Below are 26,453 nucleotides of genomic sequence, written 5' to 3' on the forward strand. Positions count from 1 at the left end.
GTTCCTCAGATGACATGGGCATTGTGCAGGGCGGTCAGCACCTCGTTTTTGAGGCTGGCGAGCTGTGGCGCCCTCCGGTCGCGCGGGCGCGGCACGTCCACTTCTATCCGCTGCTGGATACGGCCGTCATGGGCGCCCATCATGTAAATCCGGTCGCCGAGATAGAGCGCTTCGTCGATATCGTGGGTGACGAGCAGGAAGGAGATGCCGCGCTGTTCGACGAGCTTCAGCACCAGATCCTGCAGCTTCATCCGCGTGAAAGCGTCGACCGCACTGAAAGGTTCATCGAGGAGCAGGATGCGCGGCTCGGTATAGAGCGCCCTTGCGATCGCCACACGTTGCGCCATGCCGCCCGAAAGGGCCTTCGGCAGCGCCCCGCCATGGCCGCTCAAACCGACATCGTCGATCAGCCTTTCCACGCGACCGACATCATATTTCCTGCCGTCCGCATAACCGATGTTTTCGGCAACCGTCAGCCAGGGCATCAAGCGGGGTTCCTGAAAGACAAAGGCGATGGGCGGTGAGCCCGATGCCTGCTCATCGTCCTGCTGAACCCTGACCGCACCAGAAAAACGCCGGTCGAGGCCGGCGGCGATGCGCAGCAATGTGCTCTTGCCGCAGCCGCTGGGGCCGAGAAGAACCGCCGCTTCGCCATCGCCCAGCGTGAGCTGGATATCCTGAAGGACCACCGTGTCACCGAAAGCCTTCTCGCGCACATCGACATTAAGCAAACTCATCGCAGGCGTCCTCCCTGCTGGAGCGGATAGGTGTCGCGCCAGCGCAGGCAACGGTCTTCGACGATCTTGAAGAGGCTGTCGGAAATCTTGCCCAGCACGGCAAGGCAGATGATGGCGATCATGACGAGATCCGGCCGGGAAAGCTCCCGCCCGTCGGACAGCATGTAGCCGATACCTTCCGAGGCGGCCAGAAGTTCGGCCGCGACGACGCTCAGCCAGGCGAGCGACAGCCCGTAACGCAGGCCCGTGAAAAGATGCGGCAGCGAGGCGGGAATGAAAATCCGCCACACCAGCACGGGCAGCGGCTGGCGATACATCTCGCCCACCTCCACCAGCTTGCGGTCGACATTTCTGATGCCGGAAAAGAGGTTGAGGTAGACGGGAAAAAACGCACTTTTGGCGATCAGCACGATTTTCGAGGTTTCGCCAATGCCGAACCAGATCATCAGCAGCGGCACCCATGCAAGGCTCGGGACCGCCCGCAGCGCCTGAAACGTCGGCTCGAGATAACGTTCGGCGGCGATCACCAGACCGACGAGCGAACCGACGATGACGGCGAGCAGGGAGCCGATGACAAAGCCGACGAAGACGCGTGTGGTACTGGCCGCAACATTCGTCCATAAGGGGCCTTCCGCAAGCCGCAGGAACGTATCGTAAAGTTCGGAAGGCGGCGGCAGCACATAGGGGCTGACCCAGCCGAGGCGAACGAAAAGTTCGAGCAGCAAGAGCGAGCCGACGGGCACGATTGCGCCGCGCAGGTCGAAACGGCCAAGGAAATTCCCCACCCTCTGCAAAAAGGGCAATCGGGAAGGGAATTGATCAGCAGTCTGTTTCACGCGCTGGAATTCGCGCGGATGGGAATTCATGCGCCAAGTGCCTTTTTCGCCGGTGCCGGATCGATCAGCGAGGAAAGGACATTGTCGACATTGACGCCGGGGCGCAGGACGTCGTCGCCCAAAAGCGGCGTGACGATGCGGATCGAGTTCAGCAATTCTTCGCCGGGAACGGGATCCTTCCAGTCGCGCTTCTCGATCGTGAGCTTGGTGATCTTGGGATCGTTGCCGGTGACCTGCGTGACGAAATCGATGAATTCGCCGTTGTTTTCACGAATCCACTTCTGCGTCTGCACCCAGACGCCGAGAAGCCTGTCGACCGCTTTCGGGTGCTTCGCCAGAAACGCCTCGGAGACGCTGAAGACGCTGCCGTCGCGCCAGCTGCGCTCGTCGAAAATCGCCCGGTCGCCGGCAAGCTCGGCCTGGGACGTGTGCGGATCGATGCCGACCCAGGCATCCACCTGACCCTGCTGAAGCGCGTTGAATCCTTCCGGATGCTGCAGGTTCACGACCTTGAGGTCGTCGATGGACAGCTTGTTCTGGTCAAGCGCACGGACGAGGGTGAAATAGGGCGCGGTGCCCTTGGTGACAGCAATGGTCTTGCCCTTGAGATCGGCAACGGTCTTGATGGGCGAATCCGGGCGTACCTGAATGATGGACGAACCGCCCCAGCTCGCCACATAGATCACCTTCAGCGGCACGCCGTTGGCGCGGGCGAGAAAGGCGGAAAGGGCGGCGGAACCGGCAAAATCCGTCGAGCCGACCTTCAGGAATTCGAGCGAATTGTTGCTGCCGCGGGATTGCACCCAGGTGATCTTGGTGCCGACATCCTTGAAAGCCTCCTCAAGCCAGCCCTTGTTCTTTATCAGCAGCGTATGGGAGGAGTAAAATCCCCAGTCCAGCTTCAGCTCGGCAGGAAATTCCTGTGAATTCTGGGCCAGCGCCTTGCCCGTGGCGAGCGGTGCGGCAAGAGCGCCGGCAATGCCGAATTTGAGGATCTGGCGGCGGGAATGTTCAGCCTTCATATTAATTCACCTAATTTATGTATTTTGTGTATTTAAAGGGTATGGGCGGGTGTTTTTAAGGTCAATCCGCCCTTCTGGAACCTCATGCCAAACTTTGCGACCGACGTGGAAAATCTCCCTACCGCAAGCAGGATCGACGCGACGGCGCTTTATTCAGCTGAAAAATCGATTGGCCGGTCGTTGCAGGCCAAGATGGTCGCGCAATGTCGGCCCCTCATAATCCTTGCGGAACAGCCCGCGCCGTTGCAGTTCCGGCACCACCTGCGTCGTGAAGTCGTCCAGACCGGCGGGCAGGAAAGGGAAGGTGACGTTGAAACCATCCGAGCCCTCCTCATGGAGCCATTGCTCCATCTCATCAGCGATGGTCTTTGGTGTGCCGACGAAGGCAAGACCCGCATAACCGCCCAGCCGCTGGGCAAGCTGGCGCACCGTCAGGCCCTCGCTTCGGGCAAGTTCGATCACCCTTTCACGGCTGGATTTGCTGGCGTTCGTTTCCGGAATATCAGGCAGGGGACCATCGGGATCGAAGCCTGAAACATCGTGGCCGAGTGCAATGGAAAGCGAGGCGATTGCGCTGTCGTAATGGACGAGACTGTCGAGCCTGGCGCGTTTGGCCTTGGCCTCTTCCACGCTGTCGCCGACGAGAACGAAAGCGCCCGGCAGGATGACAATTCCGTCGCGGGAACGGCCCGCCGCGACGGTCCTGTCCTTGACGTCCTTATAAAAGGCCTTTCCAGCCGCAAGCGTGGGTGTTGCGGCAAAAACCACCTCTGCCGTCTCGGCGGCAAGCTGGCGTCCCGGCTCGGAAGCTCCGGCCTGCACGATGACGGGCCAACCCTGCACCGGACGCGCGATGTTGAGCGGTCCGCGCACGGAAAATTCGGGTCCCTTGTGGTCCAGCACATGCATCTTTTCGGGATAGAAGAACAGCCCGCTATCGACATCCCGGATAAAGGCGTCGTCGGAAAAGGAATCCCAGAGGCCGGTGACGACATCGTAAAATTCCCGCGCGCGGCCATAACGCTCGGCATGATCAGGCTGTTCCTCGCGGCCGAAGTTTCGGGCGGCGTCCGGATTTGACGTGGTGACGATGTTCCAGCCGGCGCGGCCGTTGCTGAGGTGATCGAGCGAGGCGAAACGCCGGGCCACATGATAGGGCTCATCGAATGTGGTGGAGGCGGTGGCGACCAGCCCGATGCGGGAGGTGACGGCGGCGAGCGCCGAAAGCAGGGTGAAGGGCTCGAAGGAGGTGACGGTGTGGCTGCGGCGCAGCGCTTCCGTGGGCATGTTCAGCACCGCCAGATGATCGGCCATGAAGAAGGCATCGAACTTCGCGGCCTCTAGCTGTTGTGCGAAGCGCGCCAGATGGGCGAAATTGAAATTCGCATCCGGAAAGGCGCCCGGATAACGCCATGCACCCGTGTGGAGACTGACGGGCCGCATGAAGGCGCCGAGATGCAGTTTGCGATCATTTGCCATTGGGCTTCACTTTCGTTGATGTTTTGGCATGCGACGACTCGTCGCCGATGGCTGCGGACGCAGGCATGCCTATGCTGGTGGCGACGATATCCCCGCCGGGGCATCGACGCGGCAAAGACTATTCCGATTATGATTTACGAACCGAAAGATTTTTGCCGAAATCCTGCATTTGGCGATGTCCCGTCACCTGTGCAGCTTTGTTTCGACGCTGTTGAGCGGGAAACCGAAGGGTCGAACTTCAATTCCAGCCTTCCGCGCCAAAATTTGCCGAAAACCGTGAATGATTAGAAGAATTTTGCTTTCCGGATCTCCGCTTCTGTGTTTCTTATAATGCTTAAATAGAATTTTTAACGCTCATTAATTCAGAAATAACATGATGAAAGATCGCAAAACCGACGCAGTGTCTGTGAGTGCGGGCGGCTTGCCGGCGCTGGAGGCGAGGCTTGCGCGGGAACTCGCCCTGCTTGAGCGACCGGCAAAGCCGTGGGTGCCACGCACCTCTCTCAACGACTCTGAAGTGCTTGACGTCGCCGTCATCGGTGCCGGGCTTTGCGGGCTGACCGCGCTTGCCGCTCTTTCATTTGCCGGGATCGACAATGTCAGGGCTTTCGACAGGGCGCCCAGCGGGCGGGAAGGCCCGTGGGTGACCAGCGCGCGCATGGAGACATTGCGCACCCGCAAGGAACTGGCCGGGCCGGCGCTCGGCGTGCCCTCCCTGACATTCCGCGCGTGGTTCGAGGCGCAGTTCGGCGCGCGTGCCTATGAGGAGATGGGGCTGATACCGCGTGAAGCCTGGATGGCCTACATGGTCTGGTATCGCACTGTGCTGGCACTGCCGGTGAGCAATGATACCGAACTTGCCGGTCTCGTTTTGCGCGAGGATGGCCTGCTCGCTCTCGATTTTCTGGGTCCGGAAGGTCCAGCCAAGGTTCTGGCGCGCCGGGTGATCCTGGCGACGGGGCTCGATGGTCTCGGTGCGCCGCGCCTGCCAGATGTGGCGAAAACGGTTCCCGCCCGCTTCGTGCGCCATAGCGGCGACGTATTCGATGTGAGCGCCTTGCTCGGCAAGCGCGTTGCGGTGGTCGGCGCCGGGGCTTCGGCCATGGACAATGCGGCTGCAGCGCTGGAAGCGGGGGCCGCCCGTGTCGATCTTTTCATTCGCAGGCCCGATATTCCCCGGGTCGAAAAATTCGGCGGTATCGCCAGCCTCGGCATGACCCACGGCTATATCGGCCTGCCCGATGCCGACCGCTGGGCCTTCATGGTCGAGGCGGAGCGCACACAGATCCCGCCGCCGCGCCACAGCGTCCTTCGTGTCTCGCGTCATGACAATGCGTTTTTCCATCTGGGCAGTCCCGTTCTCACCCTGACGGAAGTGGGCGATGCGATGGGGATCGAGACCCCGAAGGGGCGTTATTTCGCCGATCTCATCATTTTCGCCACCGGCTTCGATGTCGATTTTGCCCGGCGGCCGGAATTTACCGCGCTGAGCGACCGTGTCCTGCTCTGGCGCGATGCCTATCAGCCGCCGGCCGGGCAGGAGAATGACGCGCTGGGGTCCTATCCCTATCTCGGGCCGGCCTTCGAGTTTCTGCCCAAACCGGATATTCCGGCCGCCGAGGCGGAGGCGATTTCCCGCATCCATTGCTTCGCCTATCCGGCAGTCCCATCCCACGGGAAAATCACCAGCGGCATTCCGGCCATAAGCCCGGGGGCGGAGCGGCTGGCGCAGGGCATCGCGCGGTCTCTCTTCGTCGAAGACCGCGCCCGTCATTTCGATACTTTCATGAACCACGACGCCGCTGAAATCACCGGCGAGGAATGGCGCGATGCGGACGCGCAGGACAGGATCAAGGAGCATGCCAATGGCTGAAGCAGCGCTGAAACTGGAGATATTTTACGGCATTTCTTCGCCATGGGCTTATTTCGGCGCACCACGGGCCGTCGAAGTCGCCCGCACACATGGCGCCGCAATCGTGCTGCGGCCCATCCGCATCATCGAGGCCAATGGCGGAATTCCGCTGCGCAGCCGCCCGGATGCCCGGCAGAGCTATCATGCCGTGGAACTGGACCGGTGGCGTCGATATCTCGACATGCCGCTCAACCTGACGCCGAAATTCTATCCCTGCGCCACCATCGAACGCGCTGCCCAGCTCATCATCGCTGCGCAGAAGGCCGGGCTCGATGCGATCAGCCTGTCCTTCGCCATCCAGCGCGCCTTGTGGAGCGAAGAGCGTGACATTGCCGATCTCGAGACGCTCCGGGCCATCGCGCAGGCGGTTCTCGGCTCGGAAGGCGCGGCCCTCGTGCGCGATCCGCAACGGCAAGACATCGTGGCGGAATGGCAGGGAAATCTCGCCGAAGCCGAACGCCTCGGGATTTTTGGAACGCCCACTTATGTGGTGAATGGCGAACTCTTCTGGGGGCAGGACCGTCTGGAATTCGTGAGCCGCGCGCTCGCTGCCCTGAAACATCAAATTTCATCATCCGCAGTGAGGACATCCGCATGACCGATGCCGCAAAACTCCATAATGACGCCATCGTCATCGACGGTCTGCAAACCTGCCAGTGGAGCAGGTCGATATTCGAGGACATGCGCGCCGGCGGCCTTACCGCCGTCAATGTCTCCAGCGTGATCTGGGAAAACTTCCGCGAGGGCATCGGTTATGTCAGCGAATGGAAGCGTTTCCTGCGGGAAAACGACGACCTGATCCGCCCGGTGCGCACGGTTGCCGATATTCATGCGGCCAAGGCCGAAAACAGGACCGGCATCATCATCGGCTGGCAGAACACCTCGCCGCTCGAGGACAAGCTGGATTACGTCGAGATTTTCAAGGATCTCGGCGTCGGCATCATGCAATTGACCTACAATACCCAGAATTATTCCGGTGCCGGTTACCTCGAAGAAAACGACAGCGGCCTGACCGGCTTCGGCCGCGAGGTGCTGGCGGAGATGAACCGCGTCGGCGTGCTCTGCGATCTGAGCCATGTTGGCGACAGAACCACGGCGGATGTCATCGCCCGCTCGCAAGCGCCGGTCTGCATCTCGCATGTGCTGCCGCGGGCGCTGCGCGACGTGAAGCGCAACAAGCCGGATGAACTCTTCAAGGCCTGCGCGGAAAAGGGCGGCATCATCGGCATCAGCCTTTTTGCGCCGGGCCTTGCCGCCGGAAACGATGCGACGGTGGAGGATTATCTCGATGCCATGGCCTATGTCATCGATCTCGTCGGCGAAGATCACGTCGGCATCGGCACGGATTTTTCGCAGGATCGGCCGCGCCCCGGCCCCTGGCAGCTCTGGGCCAACCGCGACAAGGGCACGGCCCGCACGCTGACGGAATTCGCGACCGTCAAGATTTCCAAGCCGAAGGGCATCGAGCGCATCGGCGAGGTGCCCAACATCACCGCCCGCATGCTGGCGCGCGGCTGGAGCGAAACGCTCGTCCTCAAACTTCTCGGCCAGAACTGGCTGCGTGTGCTGGATGCCGCCTGGCGGCCCGCAAACTGACAATATCAAAAACAACGGAGGCAATTGAAATGAAAAATGCTCATCAGCGCCGCAAGGCCGCTCTCGTCGTCGGCATCGTTGCCGCCGGGATCGCATCGCTCTCGGGTACCGTCTTCGCACAGGATGCGACGAAGGGCACCGTCAACATCGTCGGTTTCTCCGGCGTCTTTGCGGATAACTATCAGAAATTCATCATCGACGCCTTCAAGGCCAAACATCCGGGCATCGAGGTGAATTATCAGCAGAGCAAGAATTCGGCCGAAACGCTGGCGCTTCTCACCCTTCAGCGCGCCGAGCCGAAGGTCGACGTCGCCCTGATCGACGTTTCGGTGGCGATCAAGGCGAACAAGGAAGAGCTGTTCACGAAGCTCGACGCCGCCAAGGTGCCGAACCTTGCCGAACAGCCGGAATGGGCGCGCATCGACGGTGACCGCGCCGTCGCCTTCTCGCAGGACAATCTCGCCATTCTCTACAATACCGACGCGGTGAAGGAGCCGCCGACAAGCTGGGCCGATCTTGCCGATCCGAAATACAAGGGAAAGATCGCCGCCAAGCTTTCCGATACGCGCGGCGTCATCCTCCTGCCGATCCTCACCAAGCTGAAGGGCGGCGACTACAAGACCTCCATCGATCCGGCCATCGATTTCCTGAAGGAGGTTGCGCCGAGCGTCTCGACCTTCGAACCTGCGCCGGATTGTTATGCGGTGGTGCAGAGCGGCGAAGTCGATCTTTCCATTTGCTGGAACGGCCGCGCGCAATATCTGCACGACACGCAGGGCGGCAAGATCGGCATTGCCCTGCCGAAGGAAGGCTCCATCGGCCAGACGAACACGATCGGTCTGGTCGAAGGCTCCGCCAATAAGGAGGCCGCCGAACTCTTCGTCAACTATGCGCTGAGCGCCGAGGCGCAGGCGACCTTCGCTGAAAAGAGCTTCTACGGTCCGGTCAACAGCAAGGTTTCCCTGAGCGAACCCGTCGCTGCCCGCATCTATGGCAGCAAGGAAGCCCAGGCCGCGCAGTCTTCCCTCGACTGGAACTTCGTGGCGGACAAATATTCGGCGTGGATACAGCGGATCAACCGCGAGGTCATCGCGGCGAATTGAGACAGGAAGCAGAGGACGTCATGGCCGATCATCATGTCGAGATCGACAATCTCGTGAAGACCTATCCGGGCGCCCTCAAGCCCTCCGTGGATCACGTCAGCCTTTCCCTGCCGCGCGGGGAAATGCTGGCGCTGCTGGGGCCTTCCGGCTGCGGCAAGACGACGATCCTGCGCATGATCGCTGGCCTCATTCCGGTAACATCGGGTGAAATCCGGCTGGACGGTCGCGATATTTCTGCAATCCCGGTCCACAGGCGCAATATGGGCATGGTGTTTCAGGCCTATGCCCTGTTCCCGCATATGAATGTCGCAGAAAACATCGCCTTTGGGCTGGAAATGCGCGGTATCGCTAAGTCCGAGCGCAAGGAGCGGGTGGCGAAAGCGCTCGATCTGGTCAAGCTTTCCGGTTTCGGCGAAAGGCGTGTCTCCCAGCTTTCCGGCGGCCAGCAGCAGCGGGCGGCGATTGCCCGCTCTCTCGTCATCGAACCCGCTTTGCTGCTGTTCGATGAGCCGCTTTCCAATCTCGATGCCAAGCTGCGCGACGAGATGCGCGATGAAATCCGCGATATCCAGAACCGCACCGGCGTCACCAGCATTTTCGTCACCCATGATCAGGACGAAGCCCTGTCCATGGCCGACCGGCTCGCCGTCATGTCCGAAGGCCGGCTGGAGCAGATCGGCACGCCGCGCGAGATTTTCGATAGGCCGAAAACCGATTTCGTCGCCTCCTTCATTGGCGCCGGCTCGTTTCTTGCGGGCACCGTGGTTGCGCCGGGACGCGCCGAGATTCCCGGTCTCGGTTTCCTGCATTTCTCGGGTGCTGTCCCGGTCGGCCGACAAGCGCGGTTTCTGGTTCGCCCGCATCGTTTTCTCCTTGGCGATGGAGTCAATGCTTTTTCCGGCATCGTCGAGCATGTCACCTATCGCGGTCAGATGCTGACGCTCGGTGTGCGCGCCGGCGATCATCGCCTTCAGGCCGATCTGCCCACCCATGCCGCCGCCTTGCCGGCGAAGGGGGAGCGCGTGACGTTATCAGTTGCGCCGGAGGATGTGACGCTGATCGGGGAGGCGGCCTGATGGCGGCGGCAAGCCATGCTTCCGGTGGCGGCACGTCGCATCGCGGCGTTTTGCTTCTCCTGCTTCTGCCGGGCCTCGTCGCACTGCTAACGACGTTTCTGTTGCCGCTCATCTGGTTGGTGCGCGCCTCCTTCGCATCCTCGTCCATGGCCGCCCTTCGCGGCGGCGACTGGACGCTCGAATCCTACAGAACCGTGCTGTTCGATCCGTTTTACTGGAAGATTGCCTGGAACACGCTTTATCTCGGCGTGAATGTCGCCATTTTCGCGGTCGTTCTTTCCTATCCCATCGCGCTTTTTCTGGCCCGCACCCAAAGCCGCTGGCGCGGGGTGCTGACGGCACTTGCCGTTGCGCCACTTCTCACCTCCTCGGTGGTGCGCACCTATGGCTGGATGGTCATTCTGGGGGACCGGGGCGTCATCAATACGGCGCTGCAATCCTCCGGGCTTACGGACGGCGTCATCCGGCTGACCAATAATTATTTCGGAGCCACCGTCGCACTGATCGAAATCCTGATGCCCTATGCGATCCTGGCGATGCTGAGCGGTTTTGGCCGGCTGAACACGCAGCTCGAGGAGGCCGCCGCCATGCTGGGTGCTAACCGCCTGCGCGTCTTCACCCGCATCGTGCTGCCGCTTTCGCTGCCCGGCGTTCTCACAGCAGCGCTTCTCGTTTTCGTGCTGGCGATTTCCTCCTTCGTCACGCCGCGCCTGATGGGCGGCGGCCGCGTCTTCGTCATCGGCACGGAGGTTTACAATGAAGCGACGGTGACGCTGAACTGGCCGCTGGCGGCGGCGCTTTCGGTGTTGCTGCTCGTGCTGTTCGGCAGCGTGATCGTGATTTATCAGCGCGCCATGCGCGCGCTTGAGACGTGAGGCCGGCCATGGACGCAAAATTCGGACGCTTCGCCCACGCGCTTCTGCTGACGCTGCTCTATCTGTTTCTTCTGGCGCCGATCATCGTCGTCCTGATCATTTCTTTCGATACGCGGCAATATCTGGCCTTTCCGCCGGAAAGCCTGTCCTTCGGCTCCTATGCCAAGGTTTTCGCCAATGCCAAATTCATCGGCGCCTTCTGGCGCAGCCTCGGCATTGGCCTGCTCGTCGGTTTCGTCTCGATCCTTGCCGGGCTGCTTTTGTCGCTGGCGCTGTCGCGGCACGAATTCCGCGGCAAGGGCGCGATCAATTTCCTCATCCTCGCCCCCTTCCTCGTGCCGCATATCGTGCTTGCGGTCGGTGTGATGCTGGTGCTTGGGCCGCTTGGCCTGCTCGACAGCTATACCGGCATTTTCCTCGCCCATCTCGGCATCACCACGCCCTATACGGTGCGCACCATCACCATGAGCCTGATGGCGGTCGATCGCCGTATCGAGGAGGCGGCGCGCGTTCATGGCGCATCGCCGGCCATGGTGCTGTGGCGCATCACCCTGCCGCTGGTCCGGCCCGGCCTCATCGCCGGTGCGGTCATCGCCTTCCTGATTTCTTTCGATGAGGCGACGATCTCGCTCTTCATCGTCTCGGTCAAATCCTCGACGCTGCCGACGGAAATCTATCATTATCTGGAATATTCCACCGATCCGCAGATTGCCGCCCTGTCCGTTATCCTCATCCTGATTTCGGTCATCGTCGTGGTGGCGGTCGAGCGGCTGATCGGGCTGCGCAAGGTGCTGTGACATGACGATGGTGAAAATCGCGACCGGCGTGCTGCAGGGGATCACGGAAAAGGGAATTCACGCCTTTCTCGGTGTGCCCTATGCCGCGCCTGTCACGTTGCAGCGCCGGTTTGAAGCCCCGCAGCCCATCCTGCCATGGCAGGGCATAAGGGACGCCCTCCGGCTTGGCCCCGTCTGCCCGCAAATCCCGACCTATGGCCCGGTGGGCACGGCCGCAACCTCGAAACTGGCCTTCGGCGAGGATTTCCTCACCGTCAATATCCGCACGCCCGATCCCGCGGGCAGGGCGCCGGTGCTGTTCTGGATCCATGGCGGCGGTTATGCGGTCGGTTCGGCCAATGAGCCGGTGCTGCAGAGCGGCGCTTTTGCGGCAAGCGGCATCGTTGAGGTCACGGTTAATTACCGGCTTGGCGCGCTGGGTTTTCTCCATCTTGAAGGCAGGCCCGACAATCGCGGTCTGCTCGATCTTGTCGCCGCACTCGAATGGGTGCGCGACAATATTGCCGCCTTCGGGGGCGATCCGGACCGGGTGACGCTGGCCGGGCGTTCGGCGGGTGGCTTTGCCGTTGCGGCGCTGATGGCCATGCCGGGCGCGCGGGGGCTTTTCCACCGGGCGATGCCACAAAGCGGCGCAAGCACGGGTGTCGCTTCGATGGATGATGCCGCGAAGCTGACGCGCCGGTTCGTGGCCGCCGCCAATGCCGATGAGACTTTGCTGGCGGCCCTGCCCATGCACCGGCTGCTCGAAATCCAGCGCGATCTCTGCAACCAGTCCTATGAGCAGCATGATTTTGCCCGTGACGGCGCAGCCTCGATGCTCGGCGTGCCCTTCGTTCCCGTCATGGATGGGGTAAGCCTGCCGGAACATCCCGAAACTGCCGCGCGCGAAGGCCGCACCGCCGCCGTGCCGATGATGATCGGCTGCACGACGGGAGAATATGTGACCCATGCGACGGCGCAGCCGGAGATGGATTTCGCGCTCTGCGCGGAATTGCTGCATGAGCGGGTTCTGCCGCGTGGCCTCACCGGCTCCCTTATTGTCGAGCGTTATCGCAGGGCTCTGCCGAGCCACAGCCCGCGCGGCATCTGGCGCGCGGTTGCCGGCGATCTGGTCTTCCAGCTTCCGGCGATCCGTTTTGCAAGGCTGCAGGCCCGCCGCAACCCGGTCTATAAATATCTCTACGGCCCGCTGGAGGCCGATGAACTGGGCGCGCCGCACGGGGCGGAAGTCGGCTTTGTCTGGTATCGCGATGGCGCAAACAGCCACGAATTGCCGGAAAGACAGCGGGTGACGGAAGCGATCTTCGCCGGCGCGATCCACGATCTGTGGGCTTCGTTCATCAGGGATGGCCGACCGGCCGCGCCGAATGGCGACTGGCCGCTTTATCAGGCCGAAAACCCAGGGGTTCTATGGGCAGGGCCGGCCGGATTTGACGTCGTGCCCGATCCCTTCGACGGGCGCGAGGCGCTTTGGCGCCCGGCTGGTCATGTGGATCACGGGCCGGTATAGCGCTTGCTGAGGTTCAGGAAAAAGCACATGTCTCGGGGCGGAGTGGAAAATGGCGTCTGACTATCTCGATACGCGGCAGCTCGAGGCTTTCGTGGCCGTGGTTTCGATCGGCAGCATCACCGGCGCGGCCAAGGCGCTGGGCAAGTCGCAACCCGTCGTGACGCGCCTCATTCAGGATCTGGAGGGCGAGATCGGCTTCGCGCTGCTGCATCGCAATGGCCCCCGCATCACGCCCACCGAAAAGGGGGTGGCCTTTTTCGCGCAGGCGGAACTGTTTCTTGGCGGCCTCAGAACCATCAGCGAAAGCGCAAGGCGCATTCAGGCCGCGCGCCGCACGGCTATCGAGGTCGCCTCCATTCCGGCGATCGCTGCAAGTCTCCTGCCACGGGCGCTCGCGGCCCTGCCGGCCGACCGGTTTCCCGATCACGTGCATCTCCAGAGCATTTCTTCGGAAAATGTCGTGCAGGCGGTGATGGCGGGCACGGCTGATCTCGGCGCCGTCAGCCTTCCGCTCGACAATCCCGGTGTCGACATTCACTGGCTGGGGGAAGTGCCCTGCGTGGCCGTGGTGGCGGAGGATCATCCGCTGGCCCGGAAGGCGGTCATCTCCGCCGAAGATCTTGCCGGAAACCGGCTTATCGCTTCGGTAAACCCCTTCCGCCTGCGTATGCGGATCAATGACGTGCTTTCCGGCCTCGGTGTCGACCTTTCCTCCGTGATCGACAGCAATGCGACCTATGTTTCGCTTTCGCTGGCGCGCATGGGTCTCGGTGTCGCAATCGTCGAATCGATCACGCTCTGGGGTCTGCCGGTGGAGGGTGTCCGCGTCATACCGCTCTCGTTCCACATCCCGTTCCAGTGGGGGCTGGTCACGGCTGCCGGCCGGCCGGTCATCTTCGAAGTGGAACAGCTGGTGGCCACAGCAAAGCGGCTGGTGGCGGATATTCCGCAGGCGGCCGTCTATGATAAAATATCGCAAATTCAGAATATTGACTGAATTTCCTAATCTTATTTCTATGATCGGACCGACTGCCTGACACCGGGGATATAGTGTTCCCGGTTCCGGTGCGGACGGACCATATTGGTGGCCGCACCGGAGACGTCTTGCACGGCCGCTAAACCGCCAGCAATTTCTCGTTGCCGGTACGGGTGGTTTCGACGGCGCCCTCCGTTTCGATCCGCTTGCCGGTGGCCGGATCGAAGAAATGGAGGTGGGCGGTGGGGAGGTCCAGATGGATGCGCTGGCCGGGTTTGACCGAGAGATCCTCACCGATGGCGGCGGAGAAGGTCTCGCCAGCGATATCGGCATGCACGATGCGGCCCGAACCCAGTTCCTCGACGAAATCCACGATCGCCGGCACGCCGGCGCCATCCGTGCTGACGACGCACTGTTCCGGGCGGATGCCGACCGTCACGTCGCGGCCGCGCAGTTCCAGCGCGGTTTCGGGGAAAAGTTTGACCGGCGTGCCGGCGAGCATCACGGTAGCGGATTCCACCTCCACCCTTGTGTTGAACAGGTTCATGGCGGGCGAGCCGATGAAGGACGCGACGAAGGTGCTGGCGGGACGGTGATAGATATCCAGCGGATGGCCGACCTGCTCGACATTACCCTTGTTCATCACCACCAGCCGGTCGGCCAGCGTCATGGCTTCAACCTGATCGTGGGTGACGAAGATGGAGGTGGCGGAGAGGCGCTGGTGCAGCTTGCGGATTTCGGCGCGCATGGTCACGCGCAGCTTGGCGTCGAGGTTGGAGAGCGGCTCATCGAAAAGAAACACGGCAGGTTCGCGGATGATGGCGCGGGCCATGGCGACACGCTGGCGCTGGCCGCCGGAAAGGGCCGCGGGCTTGCGCTCCAGATAGTCGGAAAGGCCGACGATCTTTGCGGTTTCCTCGACGCGGCGCTGGCGCTCGGCCTTGGGAACACCGGCGACCTTCAGCGCATAGCCGATATTGCCGGCCACCGACATATGCGGATAAAGCGCATAATTCTGGAACACCATGGCGCAGCCGCGCTCACGCGGTTCCAGCGCATTGACCACGCGCCCGCCAATGGCGATCTCGCCCGAGGTGATGTCCTCCAGGCCGGCGATCATGCGTAAAAGCGTGGATTTGCCGCAGCCTGATGGGCCGAGGATGACGACGAATTCGCCGGAGTCGAAAGAGAGGTCCACGCCGTGCAGGGTCGGCGTCTTGCCATAGGATTTGCGGACCTGACGAATATCGATCTGAGCCATGATAAAAACCTTGTTGTTGAGAGCCGCGCTGTCACTTGTCGGACGAGACGAGACCGCGGACGAACCAGCGTTGCAGGAAGGCCACGACGAGAAGCGGCGGCAGGATGATGATGAGGGAACCGGCCAGCGTGACGTTCCAGTCCGGCGTGCCGTCATCGGCGGGCAGAAGCGCCCTCAGCGACATCATCACCGTCTTGTAGGACGGATCGGTGACCATCAGCAGCGGCCAAAGATACTGGTTCCAGGCATAAACGAACATGATGGTGGTGAGCGCCAGCATGTTGGTGCGTGACAGCGGCAGCAGCATGTCCACGAAGAAACGCGCCGCGCCCGAACCGTCCATGCGGGCGGCCTCCGCCAGCTCGTCCGGGATCGTCATGAAGAACTGCCGGTAGAGAAACGTGCCGGTGGCCGTCGCTATCAGCGGCAAAGTGAGGCCGGCATAGGAGTTCAGGAGGTTCCATTCGAGCGTGACCTCGATGCCGAACAGGCCGAGAATGGAGCGGAACGGCTGGAACAGATCGGCGGCCACCGAATAGGTCGGGACCACGCGAACCTCGAGCGGCAGCATCAGGGTGATGAATACCGTCCAGAAGAACAGATGCCTGAGCGGCGAGCGGAAGAATACGATGGCAAAGGCGGTAAAGGCCGAAAGGGCCACCTTGCCGATCGTCACCAGCGTCGCCATGATCAGGCTGTTGAGGAGGGCGCTGCCGAGATTGGCGCGTTGCCAGGCAGCCTCGGCATTGGTGAAGAATTCGCCCTGCGGCATGAAGTTGAAGGGGACGCTGTTGACCTGCTGGACGCTCTGGCTGGCGCCGGAAATGACGACGATGAAGGGGCCGATGAGCAGGAAGAAGCCGGCCACCATGATCGCGTAGGTCAGGGCGTCGGCATAGGGAGTGCGCTGGATCATGGCCGCCTCACTTGTAGTGGACTTGCCGCTCGACAAAGCGGAACTGGATGAAGGTGAAGACCATGATGAGGCCGATGAGGACGAGGCTCTGCGCCGAGGCGCCGGAATAGTTCAGCCCCTCGAAGGCTTCGCTGACGATGCGGTAGACCATCACTTCGGTGGCGTGGTTGGGGCCGCCTTCGGTGGTGGAGGCGACGATGCCGAACGTATCGGCGCCGACGAAACCCTCGGTCATCATGATGACGGTCAGGAAGAACAGGGTGGGCGCAAGCAGCGGCACCTGGATGTCGATGGCGCGGCGAATGGGGCCGGAGCCGTCCATGGCGGCGGCCTCCGTCAGCGAACGCGGCACGGATTGCAGGCCGGCGAACAGGAAGATGAAGGTATAACCCGCCCATTTCCAGATGAAGATGACGATGACGAGGATGAGCGCGTGTTCGCCGTATTTGGCCGGGTTCCAGATGTCGGGCCACCAGGAATTCAGCGAGGCGGCGAGGCCGCGTTCCGGCGACAGGATGAAGCGGAAGGCCATGCCGGCGGCGGGGCCGGCAATGGCATAGGGGAGGATATAAAGCACGCGGAAAAAGCCGGAGCCGGGAAGCTGGCGATCGACCGCAAGGGCGAGCACGAGGCCGATGAGGATCGCAAAAAACGGCCCGGCGACAGCAAAGATCAGGCTGGTGAGGATCGATTGCCAATAAAGCGGATCGCCGAAGGTTTCCACGAAATTGGAGAGACCGACAAATTCCGCCGGGCCGCCAAAAGGCGGCTCCAGGGTGAATGCCCAGTTCAGCACCGCCGCAACCGGCCAATAGAAGAACAGAAGGATCAGCAGGAACTGCGGCAGGGCGAAGAGCACAGGCAGCCACGTGCTTTTGAAGACGGTACGTTTTTCCATTGGAGTCCGGCGGGGTTCGAGATTTCGGCGGGCCTGCCCGGAGACTGTCCGGACAGGCCTTATGACAGCAATGAAAGCGCGCTTAGTTCAGCTTGGCGCCTTCATAGGTCTTTTCGAAGCGGCGCAGACCGGTGTTGGAGCGCTCGACGGCCTTGTCGAGTTCGGCCTGGATATCGGCGTTCTGCATGAAGATGGCTTCGAGCGAGGTGGCGACTTCCTTGCGGATCTGCGTGAAACCGCCGAGGCGGATACCGCGGGTGTATTCGGAAGGCGGCGTGAAGGTCAGGCTTTCGATGGCCTTTTCGCGGCCCTTATAGGGAGCCTTGTCGTAAAAACCATTGGCCTTCATGGCGTCGAAGCCGGTCTTGGTGACCGGGATGTAGCCGGTGACGGTCGACCACCATTCAACCATGTCAGGCTGGGCGATGAAGTTGAGGAATGCGGCTGCACCCTTATATTCGGCGTCCGGACGACCGGCGAGAACCCACAGCGAAGCGCCGCCCACCAGCGAGTTGTGACGTTCGGTGCCCTTCCAGATCGGCAGCATGGCGACGTCCCACTTCACGCCCTCAGGCATGCCCTTGCCGACGGTGCCATGGCTGGCGATCGAGGACATGAACATCTGGCAGGTCTGCGAGGTGAAGGACGGCAGGATGTCCATGCCGAGCTGCTTGGTCTTGACGACGAACAGCTTCTCGTCCTGCATCTTCTTGAAGAATTTGACGTGGTCGACAAATTTGGTCTTGTTGATCGAAAGTTCCGCGTCGAGACCCTGATAGCCGTTGGCCTTGGTGGCGATCGGCTGGTTATGGATGGCGGAGAACTGCTCCATCAGCATCCAGGTGTCGAAATTGAAGGCGAGCGGGCATTCGAAGCCGGCGGTCTTCAGCTTCTTGGCGGCCTCTTCGACCTGTTCCCAGGTGTCGGGCTTGAAGGTGATGCCGGCTTTTTCGAAAGCATCGACATTGTAATAGAAGACGGCGGTGGAGGAATTGTAGGGGAAGGAGTTCAATTCGCCGGCGGCGGTCGCGTAATAATTGGCGATGCCGGGGAAATAATTGTTCCAGTCGATCTTGTAGCCATTGTCGGCCATCAGCTTCTTGGCGGGAACAAAAGCCTTGGACAGCATCATGTCCAGCGTGCCGGCGTCATAAATCTGGGTGATGGCGGGCTGCTTCTTGGCGCGATAGGCGGCAATGGTGTTCTGCAGGGTGGATTCGTAATCGTTCTGCGAGGTGCAGACGATCTCGAATTCGGCCTGGGAATCGTTGAACTTCTTGCAGGTTTCCTGGACGCGGTCGCCGAGATCGCCGGAAAGACCGTACCAGAATTCGAACTTGGTCTTTTCTGCCTGGGCAGCCGTGGCGCCAAAGGCGGCGGCGATGGCGACGCCGGCCACGAAGGAAGTCAGAGCGGAAGATTTCATGAGTTGAGCCCCGTTGATGGAATGATGGCCTGCTCGGCAAGGACCTCATGTCCCCGGCACGAAGCCACGGGCTCTGCTAACAGCCGTCTTTGACGGATGGCTTACAGTTTGTTGAACGTTTTATGATGACTGGCCGCGCAGCCCATTCTGCGCGGCGGAAAAAGTGCGACAAATGCGAAAAATCGGAATTTGAGATTATTTATCAAATTCTTACTGTTCTTGTCCCACGTCGCTACTTGTTGCTGAACAGCTTTTGCCAGTCAACCGCGACGTGCGGCCTCGATGGCGGCGACGTCGATTTTCTTCATGTCCATCATCGCATCGAAGGCGCGCTTGGCCTCAGCGCCACCGGCGGCCATGGCCTCCATCAGCACGCGCGGCGTGATCTGCCAGGAAACGCCCCATCTGTCCTTGCACCAGCCGCAGGCGCTTTCTTCACCGCCATTGCCGACGATGGCGTTCCAGTAACGGTCGGTTTCCTCCTGGTCTTCGGTCGATATCTGGAACGAGAAAGCCTCGCTCTGTTTGAAGACCGGTCCGCCATTGAGGCCGATGCAGGGAACGCCTGCGACGGTGAACTGCACCGTCAGCACGTCTCCCTTCTTGCCGGAAGGATAGTCGCTCGGCGCGTGGTGAACGCCGGTCACTGCGCTATCGGGAAAGGTTTCGGCATAAAATCTGGCCGCGGCCTCGGCATCCTTGTCGTACCAGATACAGATCGTGTTCTTTTCCATTTGCGTTTTCCTCCCAAATTGAACTCGTCGTCGCGCCGGCACGTAAACGCGCCGGCCATTGCCATTCCCCCACTCGGTATAGAATGCGACCAAGGGCCTGAACGTTCCCGAAAAACGGCGGCGAGGGAAAACCGGCAGGCAACACACTGCCACGGTATCTGCAACTTCAGATGACGAACATCAACTTTATCCTTAAATATTATTTAATACTGTAATGATAATATTCACGAATGATTTTGAATAGGAATCATCCCTTTTCACCGGAGAAACGCGCGTGAGTATTCTTGATCGTGGTGCCAATGCCTTTGCGGTTCTCGCCGCGCTTTCCAAATCCCAGGCCATCATAGAATTCGACCTTTCGGGAAAAATTCTCACCGCCAATGAGAATTTCTGTCGGGCGCTCGGTTATGAGCTTTCGGAGATCGTCGGCAGGCACCACAGCATGTTCGTCGAGCCCGCGGTCGTGTCCTCGCAGGATTACAAGGCCTTCTGGTCCAAGCTTTCGTCCGGCCAGTTCGATCAGCGGCAATATAAGCGCATCGGCAAAGGCGGTCGGGAAGTGTGGATCGAGGCGTCCTACAATCCGGTGTTTCGTCGCGGCAAGCCGGTGAAAGTGGTCAAGATCGCCACCGATATCACCGATCGCAAGCTGAAGGCGGCGGAAGATGCGGGCAAGATCGACGCCCTGTCACGGGCGCAGGCGATCATTGAATTCTCCCCGGATGGCGAGGTTCTGACCGCCAACGAGAATTTTCTGGCGGCGCTGGGATATTCGCTTTCGGAAGTGCAGGGCAGGCACCATTCCATGTTCTGCGAACCGGCCTATACGCAGTCGCCGCAATATAAGCAGTTCTGGGCAAGGCTGGCTGGCGGCGATCTCGTGGCGGACGAGTTCATGCGGCTTGGCAAGGGTGGCCGCAAGGTCTTCATTCAGGCGTCCTATAACCCGATCTTCGATCTCAACGGCAAGGTATTCAAGGTCGTCAAATTCGCCACCGACGTGACCGGCCGCGTCGAAAACGTCGAAAAGCTGGCGCAATGCCTTACCGATTTGGCTGAGGGCGATCTGGCGCAGAGCATCGACAAACCGTTCATCCCCTCGCTTGAGAGATTGCGCACGGATTTCAACGCGGCTTCGGAGAAGCTCAAAAGGGCCATGACACTGGTGTCTGAAAATGCCGGCGCCATTTCGTCCGGTTCCAACGAGATCCGATCTGCCGCCGATGATCTCGCCAAGCGCACGGAGCAGCAGGCCGCCTCCATCGAGGAAACGGCCGCCGCGCTCGAAGAAATCACCACCGCCGTCAACGATTCAAGCCGCCGCGCCGAAGAGGCCGGCAAGATCGTCGCCCGCGCCCGTGACCATGCGGAACATTCGGGCCAGGTGGTGCGCGATGCGATCGGCGCCATGGATCAGATCGAAAAATCATCGCGCGAGATTTCCAACATCATCGGCGTGATCGACGAAATCGCGTTCCAGACCAATCTTCTGGCGCTCAATGCCGGTGTGGAAGCCGCCCGCGCGGGCGAGGCGGGCAAGGGTTTTGCCGTGGTTGCTCAGGAGGTGCGCGAACTCGCGCAGCGTTCGGCAACCGCCGCCAAGGAGATCAAGAGCCTGATCAACGCCTCCGGCGCGCAGGTGGAAAACGGCGTCGGCCTCGTCACCCGGGCTGGCTCGGCCCTGCAGGAAATCGCCGAGCAGGTGCGGGATATCAACACCAATGTCGTGGCGATTGTCGATGCCGCGCGCGAGCAATCCACGGCGCTTGCGGAAATCAATCAGGCGGTCAACACCGTCGATCAGGGTACCCAGCAGAATGCCGCCATGGTGGAGGAGCAGACCGCCGCAAGCCACAGCCTTGCGCGGGAAGCGGCGGCCCTGTTCGAGCTTCTCGGCCAATTCAGGTTCGAGGATGCGCCGCGATCTTCCGCCTCCGCGCGCGGTGGCTTCGAGCAGCAATCCGCGCCGGCGACCTCGCATCGCAGCGTATCCCGCCCGCTTGCGACGCGCGGTTCCGCTGCGGTTGCCGTCAGGCATGAGGAGTGGCAGGACTTCTAAACGCTGCAGTCGCCCTGAATGCCGAACCGGACACCAAAGAAGAATAGCGTCGTCAGATGGGAAGACAATTCGAGCAGTCACACCGACGTCATCCTCGGGCCTGTCCCGAGGATCTGCAACCGATCGATTTTATTCGACGTCATCCTCGGCACAGGGCCGAGGATGACGTCGAGAGAATGTTGACCCTCCATTACTGACTTGAAAGGGGCTGCCCGCCGTCCTCGCCCCTCCGATGGCGTCAGTCCATTCGAGGTTCGATACCTGATGACAAGCCGGAAAGCTGGGCATATCCTCCCGATTGGCCGATAATCGGCGTTCGGAGTTTTCGGGGACTTTCGCTTGGCAGGGATATCGACAAGCCGCATGGCCCTTGCCCTGTGTCTGCTGATCGCAGTCTTGGGGGCGGCGCAAGCCGAAGAGCCCGCCAGGGAAAAAACCGCCTGCGCCTATACCCATGATGTCGCGCCGGATCTGTGCATCAATGCCGGCAGCTACAATAACGATCTTTGCCATGCCATCGAGGTTCTCGCCGCCCGCCATGCCGTTCCGCCGGATTATTTCGCCCGGCTGATCTGGCGGGAAAGCCTGTTCCGGCCCAATGCGGTCAGTCCGAAGGGGGCGGAGGGCATTGCCCAGTTCATGCCGGGAACGGCGCGGCTGCGCGGTCTCGAGGACAGTTTCAACATCATCGCCGCCCTTGAGGCGTCTTCGCGTTATCTCTCCGAATTGAACGCGCAGTTCGGCAATTTCGGCCTTGCCGCCGCAGCTTACAATGCGGGCGAGGCGGGCCTGCGCAACTTCATCGCCAACGGCCGCCTGCCGACCGAAACCCGGGATTATGTGTTTGCGATCACCGGTTATCCGGTCGAAAACTGGAAGGACAATCCGCCGGAAAAGGCGGCTCCGGCGCTGGATGACAGCCGTTCCTTCCTCGATGCCTGCATACGCCTGGCCGATACCCGCACCATGAACGATCCCGTCCTCCTCTCGTCTGCAGACTGGGCGCCCTGGGGCGTGCAGCTTGCCGCGCATTATAATCCGGCGGTGGCGAACCGGCTTTTCACCCGCGCGATCGGCCAATTGTCGGAGCCGCTCAATGCCGAGCGGGCTCTGATCGTGCGGCAGCGGGGTGGAAATTTCGGTTCGCGCCCGCGTTATGCCGCCCGCATCGGCCGCGAAACGAGAGCCGAAGCCAATACGCTTTGTGGCGATATCCGGCGGGCCGGCGTTCCCTGCACGGTGTTCCGCAACAGGTAGTGGTCGCGCATGTTGGCGTGATCTTCCGCGGGGAGGCCGATCATGACAAGTTGATCGGCTTTTGGGCCGCGCCATCTTTCGGTGCAAAAGGATCGTGCCTAGATTGTCCCGGGCGGTGGCCGATGACCGGAGCCGGCGGCGTTTTTAGGGAATGATCTGGAAATGAGATGGCTTGAAACCGGATGTCTGGCGGCTGTGCTGGTCGTTGTCGCGGCGTGTACCGGCACGGGAGAGACGGAGATTTCCCGCACGGTCGCAGGTTTCGTGGGGCAACCGCGCGAGGCCGCAATCGCCCGGCTTGGCCGCCCGAACAAGGTCATCATCGAAAACGGCGAAACCGAATCCTACTGGCTGAAAGTCGATGTGGAGACCTATGCCGGCCTCAGCAACAGGCGCGAAATCAAGACCGTCGACGGGCAGGCGCGGGTTTCGGAAACCGAGGGCATGAAGATCAAGGAACATCGCCGCGACTGCATCGTCAAGATCACCGCGGATGCCGCTTCCACCATCAGGACGAGCGAAATCATCGGCAATCCGGCCAATTGCGAAAACCTGCTCAATCGCCCGGCTTCCTGAGAAACGCTGCTGCGACCGGCCGGATTGCGGAACGCCTCAAAGCTCCATCTTGATGGTCAGCATATATTCGGTGCCCTTTGCCCGGTCGCGCGTGCGGGATACTTCAAGCGTGACCTTGTCCACCTTGTGCCCAAGGCTTTCCTTGATCGTTCCACCCGGCGTATCCTCGCGCCGGAACGAGGTGTTGCCGTAACCGACGCCGATTTTGCGGGTAATGGCATTTTCCGTGTAGGTCCTTCCGAACATGGCGGAGGCCTGGCCGCTGCGCACCGTCGTCTCGAAACCGCGGGAATCGATGTCGCGATAGGCCGAGGCGGCAATCGAATTGTCAGAACTGCTATAGCTGCCGCCGGCACTTATTCTGGCGAGGCGATGGCCGTCATGTTCGAGGGAAAAATTGCCGTCGGCCGAAGGTCCGAAACGTCCGCCGTTCATGGCGTCCTTATAGGTGAAGCGGAAGCGGCCGCTGCGCGCATCCACCTGATAATTATAGGAGGCGTCGCCGCTGCGAATCTGAATGCCGGGCGCCGGTTCGCTGCCGAGGATTGGCGAAACCTTGTCCGCGAACTGGAACAGCGGTCTGGTGACCTCTTCGAATTCCGACTTCGACAATGCCAATGGCTTGCCATCCGGGTCGAACTTCCCGACCGCGAGGCACGGGCGCTGGTTGATGATGCTCTTCAGGGCAAAGACGGTGCAATTGTCGCTGGTCGTGCCGGCAATGGCGGCATGGACGGAATTGCGCAGCGTGTAGCTGCCGCAGCAGGAGAAGGCCTCATTGTCCACGCTGGCATCGCGTGTATAGCCCGTAAAGACAATGCCGCTCGCGCCGTTGGTGAGGCCTGCATCGGAAAAATGTGGCCCGCTTTGCAGCGGAAACAGCTTCAGCCGGCTCTGGTCAGCGAGCGTTTTCGGGTTGGAAGGCGATGGAAGCGGCATTCTTCTTCTCTCCTGGAACACGGGAACGGTGCGCTTTTTTACCATCGTAAATTGAAGCCGCAACCCTCAACTGTACCCCGTGAGATATGCCGTTTCTGTGGATGAGAGTGAGCGCTGTTGTTCCCGTGAGCCTCTGCGCATATGTTGCAGTACTGAATCTCGATTTCCGGGCAAGGCGGACAGGCGCATAATGACCTCCCAGTTGGATTTTTTCGCTTCCGCGGCAGCGCGGCTTCCGCAGGCTGAAAGAGGGCGAAAATCGGCTGGCCGCGAGGCCACGCCCAAGATCGGCATGGATGACGAGGCGCTCGCCGGCCATCTGGAAGCGACCGGCAATTATCGCGTTCTGCGCAGGCTGCAGCCGCGCGCGGTGGTTGACCGGCCGAGACCGGAATTTTCCCGCCGGGGTGTGATCCTCGATACGGAAACGACGGGGCTCAATCATCGCACCGACGAGATCATCGAAATCGGCGTCATCACCTTCACATTCGACGATCAGGGTGTGATCGGCGATGTGACCGGCATCTATGGCGGGTTGCGGCAGCCGGCCATCGCCATTCCGGAAGAAATCACCCGTCTGACGGGGATAACCGATGAGATGGTTGCGGGGCAGGCGATAGATATGGCCCGGCTGACCCCTCTGATCGCCGGGGCCGATCTGATCATCGCCCATAATGCCGGCTTCGACCGTCCCTTTTGCGAGGCCTTCTCACCCATCTTCCATGACAAGGCCTGGGCCTGTTCCGTTTCAGAAATTGACTGGCGGGCGCGGGGTTTCGAGGGCAACAAGCTTGGCTACCTGATCGGGCAATCCGGCTATTTCCACGACGGCCATCGCGCGGTGGACGATTGTTTCGCGCTGCTGGAGGTGCTGGAACAGACACGCCCCGGTCATGAGGGTACGCCCTTTGCCGAACTCCGCGAGGCGAGCCAGCGGTCAAGGGTGCGCATCTATGCGGAAAACAGCCCGTTCGATATGAAGGATCATCTGAAAAAGCGGGCTTACCGCTGGTCGGATGGTTCCGACGGGCGGCCGAAATCCTGGTGGGTGGAACTGCCGGAGGAGAAACTCGAAGAGGAACTGCATTTCCTGCGGACCGAAATTTACCGTTGGGATGCCGATCCGATGGTCAAATATCTCACGGCCTTTGACCGGTTCAAGGCCGGTTAAAACGCGCCCGACCCCGGATTTTCAGATTGCATACAATTTCTACAATGAATCGAAAACAATCGATGTAAAATTGGGCAGGTCCGCGCACGGGTTTCCGGAGCGCAAAAAAATATCATTTTACATCAAAGGCTAAGCCAATTGGCACGGCTCCTGCATGACAAAGACGTCGCAGGAGAGTGTTTATGAGCAAAGCCGCAGCAATCGACATCGCTTCCGTATCCAAGATTTACGGCAATACCACCGCCGTGCATGCGATAAGCCTCAAGATCCCGGCCGGGAGCTATTGCTGCCTGCTCGGCCCGTCGGGCTGCGGCAAGACTTCGACGCTCAGGATGATCGCCGGCCACGAGAGCATCTCCAGCGGTGATATCAGGCTCGGCAATACGGTGGTGACCGATCTGCCGCCCGCCCGGCGCGGCACGGCGATGATGTTCCAGTCCTACGCGCTGTTTCCGCATCTCGATCTCGTCGACAATGTCGCCTTCAGCCTCAAGATGAAGGGTGTGGACAAGGAAACCCGCCGGGCCAAGGCGCTCGAAATGCTGCGGCTGATGCAGCTCGAACCCTATGCCACCAGACGTCCGGCCCAGCTTTCCGGCGGGCAGCAGCAGCGCGTGGCGCTGGCGCGCGCACTCATCACCGATCCCGAGGCGCTGCTGCTGGATGAGCCGCTTTCGGCGCTGGACCCGTTCCTCAAGATCCGCATGCGCGCCGAGCTGAAGAAGCTGCAGACCTCGCTCGGCATCACCTTCGTGCACGTCACCCATAGCCAGGAAGAGGCGATGGCGCTGGCCGATATCATCGTCGTCATGAATGACGGCCGCATTGAACAGTCAGCCACCCCGCGTGAGGTGTTCGAGCGCCCGGCAACCGCTTTCGTCGCCAGATTCATGGGCGACCACAATGTCATTTCCGGCCGTTACCGGGAAAAGGCCGGCGATCTCGTCACGCTGGAAGTGGCGGGAGGCGGCACGTTCACCGCAAGCGGCATGGCCCCGGAGGACGGCGCGGTCGATATCGCCGTGCGTACCGACCGCGTCCGTGTCGGCGAGGCGGAGCAGCCGGGTCTCGGTTTCACCGGCATCGTCTCGAATGTCGAATATCGCGGCGCGAGCGTGAAGATCGCCGTGACAGGCGCGGGCATCGAGGATTTCAACGTCATCCTCAGCGATGCCGCCTTCTTCGAAAATCCGGTCAAGGCCGGCGACGCCATACCGCTTTCATGGAATGCGGCCGATGCCATCGTGCTCGGCCGGGTAGAGAAGTGACCCCAAAAATAACCAGAGGAGAACTTTGA

Annotated in this window: 24 protein-coding genes; 14 read left to right on the top strand and 10 right to left on the bottom strand. The window is 61.1% G+C overall.

Features of this window, described 5'->3' with window-relative positions; genetic code table 11:
- Positions 1–5: 5 nt before the first annotated feature.
- The 4 genes from ACIQUH_RS22325 to ACIQUH_RS22340 form a co-directional block, all read right to left on the bottom strand.
- Complete coding sequence (locus ACIQUH_RS22325) at positions 6–737, bottom strand: ABC transporter ATP-binding protein (protein WP_400819080.1); 732 nt, start codon at positions 735–737, stop codon at positions 6–8.
- Positions 734–1,603, bottom strand: a complete 870-nt coding sequence (locus ACIQUH_RS22330) for an ABC transporter permease (RefSeq protein ID WP_400819083.1) — start codon at positions 1,601–1,603, stop codon at positions 734–736. The genes ACIQUH_RS22325 and ACIQUH_RS22330 overlap by 4 nt, the downstream gene beginning before the upstream one ends.
- Positions 1,600–2,595, bottom strand: a complete 996-nt coding sequence (locus ACIQUH_RS22335; protein ID WP_400819085.1) for an aliphatic sulfonate ABC transporter substrate-binding protein — start codon at positions 2,593–2,595, stop codon at positions 1,600–1,602. Before ACIQUH_RS22335 ends, ACIQUH_RS22330 begins: the two co-directional genes overlap by 4 nt.
- A gap of 153 nt (positions 2,596–2,748) precedes the next feature.
- Positions 2,749–4,074 (bottom strand): LLM class flavin-dependent oxidoreductase, encoded by a 1,326-nt coding sequence (locus tag ACIQUH_RS22340; protein WP_400819088.1) that lies wholly within the window; start codon positions 4,072–4,074, stop codon positions 2,749–2,751.
- Between the two features lie 373 nt (positions 4,075–4,447).
- Between ACIQUH_RS22340 and ACIQUH_RS22345 the strand changes: the two genes are divergently transcribed.
- From ACIQUH_RS22345 to ACIQUH_RS22385, 9 genes are read left to right on the top strand one after another with little or no spacing between them, the layout of a single operon-like run.
- Positions 4,448–5,947, top strand: a complete 1,500-nt coding sequence (locus ACIQUH_RS22345) for a SidA/IucD/PvdA family monooxygenase (RefSeq protein ID WP_400819091.1) — start codon at positions 4,448–4,450, stop codon at positions 5,945–5,947.
- Positions 5,940–6,584 carry a 2-hydroxychromene-2-carboxylate isomerase gene (locus ACIQUH_RS22350; RefSeq protein WP_400819094.1) on the top strand — a complete coding sequence of 215 codons (645 nt, stop codon included), beginning with the start codon at positions 5,940–5,942 and terminating at the stop codon, positions 6,582–6,584. The genes ACIQUH_RS22345 and ACIQUH_RS22350 overlap by 8 nt, the downstream gene beginning before the upstream one ends.
- Positions 6,581–7,582 (top strand): dipeptidase, encoded by a 1,002-nt coding sequence (locus tag ACIQUH_RS22355; protein ID WP_400819096.1) that lies wholly within the window; start codon positions 6,581–6,583, stop codon positions 7,580–7,582. Before ACIQUH_RS22350 ends, ACIQUH_RS22355 begins: the two co-directional genes overlap by 4 nt.
- A 29-nt stretch (positions 7,583–7,611) precedes the next feature.
- A complete protein-coding gene (locus tag ACIQUH_RS22360) occupies positions 7,612–8,685 on the top strand; it encodes an ABC transporter substrate-binding protein (RefSeq protein WP_400819098.1) in 1,074 nt (357 codons plus the stop codon).
- 20 nt (positions 8,686–8,705) lie between these two features.
- Positions 8,706–9,761, top strand: coding sequence for an ABC transporter ATP-binding protein (locus tag ACIQUH_RS22365; protein ID WP_400819100.1), 1,056 nt, complete (start codon positions 8,706–8,708; stop codon positions 9,759–9,761).
- The gene (locus ACIQUH_RS22370; RefSeq protein ID WP_059757192.1) at positions 9,761–10,636 is read left to right on the top strand and encodes an ABC transporter permease; all 876 of its coding nucleotides are present in this window, start codon (positions 9,761–9,763) and stop codon (positions 10,634–10,636) included. The genes ACIQUH_RS22365 and ACIQUH_RS22370 overlap by 1 nt, the downstream gene beginning before the upstream one ends.
- An 8-nt stretch (positions 10,637–10,644) precedes the next feature.
- Positions 10,645–11,433: an ABC transporter permease gene (locus tag ACIQUH_RS22375; protein WP_400819102.1), complete on the top strand. Its 789-nt coding sequence runs from the start codon at positions 10,645–10,647 to the stop codon at positions 11,431–11,433.
- Position 11,434: 1 nt separating this feature from the next.
- On the top strand, positions 11,435–12,943 hold the full coding sequence (locus ACIQUH_RS22380; protein WP_400819105.1) for a carboxylesterase/lipase family protein: 1,509 nt from the start codon (positions 11,435–11,437) through the stop codon (positions 12,941–12,943).
- A 49-nt stretch (positions 12,944–12,992) separates the two neighbouring features.
- Positions 12,993–13,940, top strand: a complete 948-nt coding sequence (locus tag ACIQUH_RS22385; RefSeq protein WP_400819107.1) for a LysR family transcriptional regulator — start codon at positions 12,993–12,995, stop codon at positions 13,938–13,940.
- Between the two features lie 118 nt (positions 13,941–14,058).
- On the opposite strand, the gene ACIQUH_RS22390 is transcribed toward ACIQUH_RS22385, so the two are convergent.
- The 5 genes from ACIQUH_RS22390 to ACIQUH_RS22410 form a co-directional block, all read right to left on the bottom strand.
- Positions 14,059–15,180: a sn-glycerol-3-phosphate import ATP-binding protein UgpC gene (locus tag ACIQUH_RS22390; protein ID WP_400819110.1), complete on the bottom strand. Its 1,122-nt coding sequence runs from the start codon at positions 15,178–15,180 to the stop codon at positions 14,059–14,061.
- 31 nt (positions 15,181–15,211) lie between these two features.
- Entirely contained in the window at positions 15,212–16,096 is an 885-nt protein-coding gene (locus ACIQUH_RS22395; RefSeq protein WP_400819112.1) for an ABC transporter permease subunit, read from the bottom strand.
- Between the two features lie 7 nt (positions 16,097–16,103).
- Positions 16,104–16,994 (bottom strand): carbohydrate ABC transporter permease, encoded by an 891-nt coding sequence (locus tag ACIQUH_RS22400; protein WP_400819115.1) that lies wholly within the window; start codon positions 16,992–16,994, stop codon positions 16,104–16,106.
- Between the two features lie 82 nt (positions 16,995–17,076).
- A complete protein-coding gene (locus ACIQUH_RS22405; RefSeq protein ID WP_400819117.1) occupies positions 17,077–18,420 on the bottom strand; it encodes an extracellular solute-binding protein in 1,344 nt (447 codons plus the stop codon).
- A gap of 260 nt (positions 18,421–18,680) precedes the next feature.
- Positions 18,681–19,154 carry a VOC family protein gene (locus ACIQUH_RS22410; protein ID WP_400819120.1) on the bottom strand — a complete coding sequence of 158 codons (474 nt, stop codon included), beginning with the start codon at positions 19,152–19,154 and terminating at the stop codon, positions 18,681–18,683.
- Between the two features lie 274 nt (positions 19,155–19,428).
- On the opposite strand from ACIQUH_RS22410, the gene ACIQUH_RS22415 reads away from it, so the two are divergent.
- The 3 genes from ACIQUH_RS22415 to ACIQUH_RS22425 all read left to right on the top strand — a co-directional run bounded on the left by ACIQUH_RS22415 (position 19,429) and on the right by ACIQUH_RS22425 (position 23,046).
- Positions 19,429–21,213: a methyl-accepting chemotaxis protein gene (locus ACIQUH_RS22415; protein ID WP_400819122.1), complete on the top strand. Its 1,785-nt coding sequence runs from the start codon at positions 19,429–19,431 to the stop codon at positions 21,211–21,213.
- 363 nt (positions 21,214–21,576) lie between these two features.
- On the top strand, positions 21,577–22,470 hold the full coding sequence (locus ACIQUH_RS22420) for a transglycosylase SLT domain-containing protein (RefSeq protein ID WP_400819125.1): 894 nt from the start codon (positions 21,577–21,579) through the stop codon (positions 22,468–22,470).
- Between the two features lie 162 nt (positions 22,471–22,632).
- Positions 22,633–23,046 (top strand): hypothetical protein, encoded by a 414-nt coding sequence (locus ACIQUH_RS22425; protein WP_400819127.1) that lies wholly within the window; start codon positions 22,633–22,635, stop codon positions 23,044–23,046.
- 36 nt (positions 23,047–23,082) lie between these two features.
- Here the strand turns inward: ACIQUH_RS22425 and ACIQUH_RS22430 are convergent, their stop codons facing one another.
- Positions 23,083–23,985, bottom strand: a complete 903-nt coding sequence (locus tag ACIQUH_RS22430; RefSeq protein ID WP_400819130.1) for a hypothetical protein — start codon at positions 23,983–23,985, stop codon at positions 23,083–23,085.
- 190 nt (positions 23,986–24,175) lie between these two features.
- Between ACIQUH_RS22430 and ACIQUH_RS22435 the strand changes: the two genes are divergently transcribed.
- Positions 24,176–25,156: a 3'-5' exonuclease gene (locus ACIQUH_RS22435; protein WP_400819133.1), complete on the top strand. Its 981-nt coding sequence runs from the start codon at positions 24,176–24,178 to the stop codon at positions 25,154–25,156.
- Positions 25,157–25,338: 182 nt separating this feature from the next.
- Complete coding sequence (locus ACIQUH_RS22440) at positions 25,339–26,424, top strand: ABC transporter ATP-binding protein (RefSeq protein ID WP_400819135.1); 1,086 nt, start codon at positions 25,339–25,341, stop codon at positions 26,422–26,424.
- The last annotated feature ends 29 nt before the right edge of the window (positions 26,425–26,453 follow it).

It is taken from the genome of Agrobacterium sp. NPDC090283 (genome assembly GCF_044769685.1).
Classification (GTDB): Bacteria; Pseudomonadota; Alphaproteobacteria; order Rhizobiales; family Rhizobiaceae; genus Agrobacterium.

What these genes read in the sequence shown, in the direction of transcription:
- ACIQUH_RS22325 (WP_400819080.1), bottom strand. Translation starts at nt 737, where the DNA reads ATGAGTTTGCTTAATGTCGATGTGCGCGAGAAGGCTTTCGGTGACACG.
- ACIQUH_RS22330 (WP_400819083.1), bottom strand. Translation starts at nt 1,603, where the DNA reads ATGAATTCCCATCCGCGCGAATTCCAGCGCGTGAAACAGACTGCTGAT.
- ACIQUH_RS22335 (WP_400819085.1), bottom strand. Translation starts at nt 2,595, where the DNA reads ATGAAGGCTGAACATTCCCGCCGCCAGATCCTCAAATTCGGCATTGCC.
- ACIQUH_RS22340 (WP_400819088.1), bottom strand. Translation starts at nt 4,074, where the DNA reads ATGGCAAATGATCGCAAACTGCATCTCGGCGCCTTCATGCGGCCCGTC.
- ACIQUH_RS22345 (WP_400819091.1), top strand. Translation starts at nt 4,448, where the DNA reads ATGATGAAAGATCGCAAAACCGACGCAGTGTCTGTGAGTGCGGGCGGC.
- ACIQUH_RS22350 (WP_400819094.1), top strand. Translation starts at nt 5,940, where the DNA reads ATGGCTGAAGCAGCGCTGAAACTGGAGATATTTTACGGCATTTCTTCG.
- ACIQUH_RS22355 (WP_400819096.1), top strand. Translation starts at nt 6,581, where the DNA reads ATGACCGATGCCGCAAAACTCCATAATGACGCCATCGTCATCGACGGT.
- ACIQUH_RS22360 (WP_400819098.1), top strand. Translation starts at nt 7,612, where the DNA reads ATGAAAAATGCTCATCAGCGCCGCAAGGCCGCTCTCGTCGTCGGCATC.
- ACIQUH_RS22365 (WP_400819100.1), top strand. Translation starts at nt 8,706, where the DNA reads ATGGCCGATCATCATGTCGAGATCGACAATCTCGTGAAGACCTATCCG.
- ACIQUH_RS22370 (WP_059757192.1), top strand. Translation starts at nt 9,761, where the DNA reads ATGGCGGCGGCAAGCCATGCTTCCGGTGGCGGCACGTCGCATCGCGGC.
- ACIQUH_RS22375 (WP_400819102.1), top strand. Translation starts at nt 10,645, where the DNA reads ATGGACGCAAAATTCGGACGCTTCGCCCACGCGCTTCTGCTGACGCTG.
- ACIQUH_RS22380 (WP_400819105.1), top strand. Translation starts at nt 11,435, where the DNA reads ATGACGATGGTGAAAATCGCGACCGGCGTGCTGCAGGGGATCACGGAA.
- ACIQUH_RS22385 (WP_400819107.1), top strand. Translation starts at nt 12,993, where the DNA reads ATGGCGTCTGACTATCTCGATACGCGGCAGCTCGAGGCTTTCGTGGCC.
- ACIQUH_RS22390 (WP_400819110.1), bottom strand. Translation starts at nt 15,180, where the DNA reads ATGGCTCAGATCGATATTCGTCAGGTCCGCAAATCCTATGGCAAGACG.
- ACIQUH_RS22395 (WP_400819112.1), bottom strand. Translation starts at nt 16,096, where the DNA reads ATGATCCAGCGCACTCCCTATGCCGACGCCCTGACCTACGCGATCATG.
- ACIQUH_RS22400 (WP_400819115.1), bottom strand. Translation starts at nt 16,994, where the DNA reads ATGGAAAAACGTACCGTCTTCAAAAGCACGTGGCTGCCTGTGCTCTTC.
- ACIQUH_RS22405 (WP_400819117.1), bottom strand. Translation starts at nt 18,420, where the DNA reads ATGAAATCTTCCGCTCTGACTTCCTTCGTGGCCGGCGTCGCCATCGCC.
- ACIQUH_RS22410 (WP_400819120.1), bottom strand. Translation starts at nt 19,154, where the DNA reads ATGGAAAAGAACACGATCTGTATCTGGTACGACAAGGATGCCGAGGCC.
- ACIQUH_RS22420 (WP_400819125.1), top strand. Translation starts at nt 21,577, where the DNA reads ATGGCCCTTGCCCTGTGTCTGCTGATCGCAGTCTTGGGGGCGGCGCAA.
- ACIQUH_RS22425 (WP_400819127.1), top strand. Translation starts at nt 22,633, where the DNA reads ATGAGATGGCTTGAAACCGGATGTCTGGCGGCTGTGCTGGTCGTTGTC.
- ACIQUH_RS22430 (WP_400819130.1), bottom strand. Translation starts at nt 23,985, where the DNA reads ATGCCGCTTCCATCGCCTTCCAACCCGAAAACGCTCGCTGACCAGAGC.
- ACIQUH_RS22435 (WP_400819133.1), top strand. Translation starts at nt 24,176, where the DNA reads ATGACCTCCCAGTTGGATTTTTTCGCTTCCGCGGCAGCGCGGCTTCCG.
- ACIQUH_RS22440 (WP_400819135.1), top strand. Translation starts at nt 25,339, where the DNA reads ATGAGCAAAGCCGCAGCAATCGACATCGCTTCCGTATCCAAGATTTAC.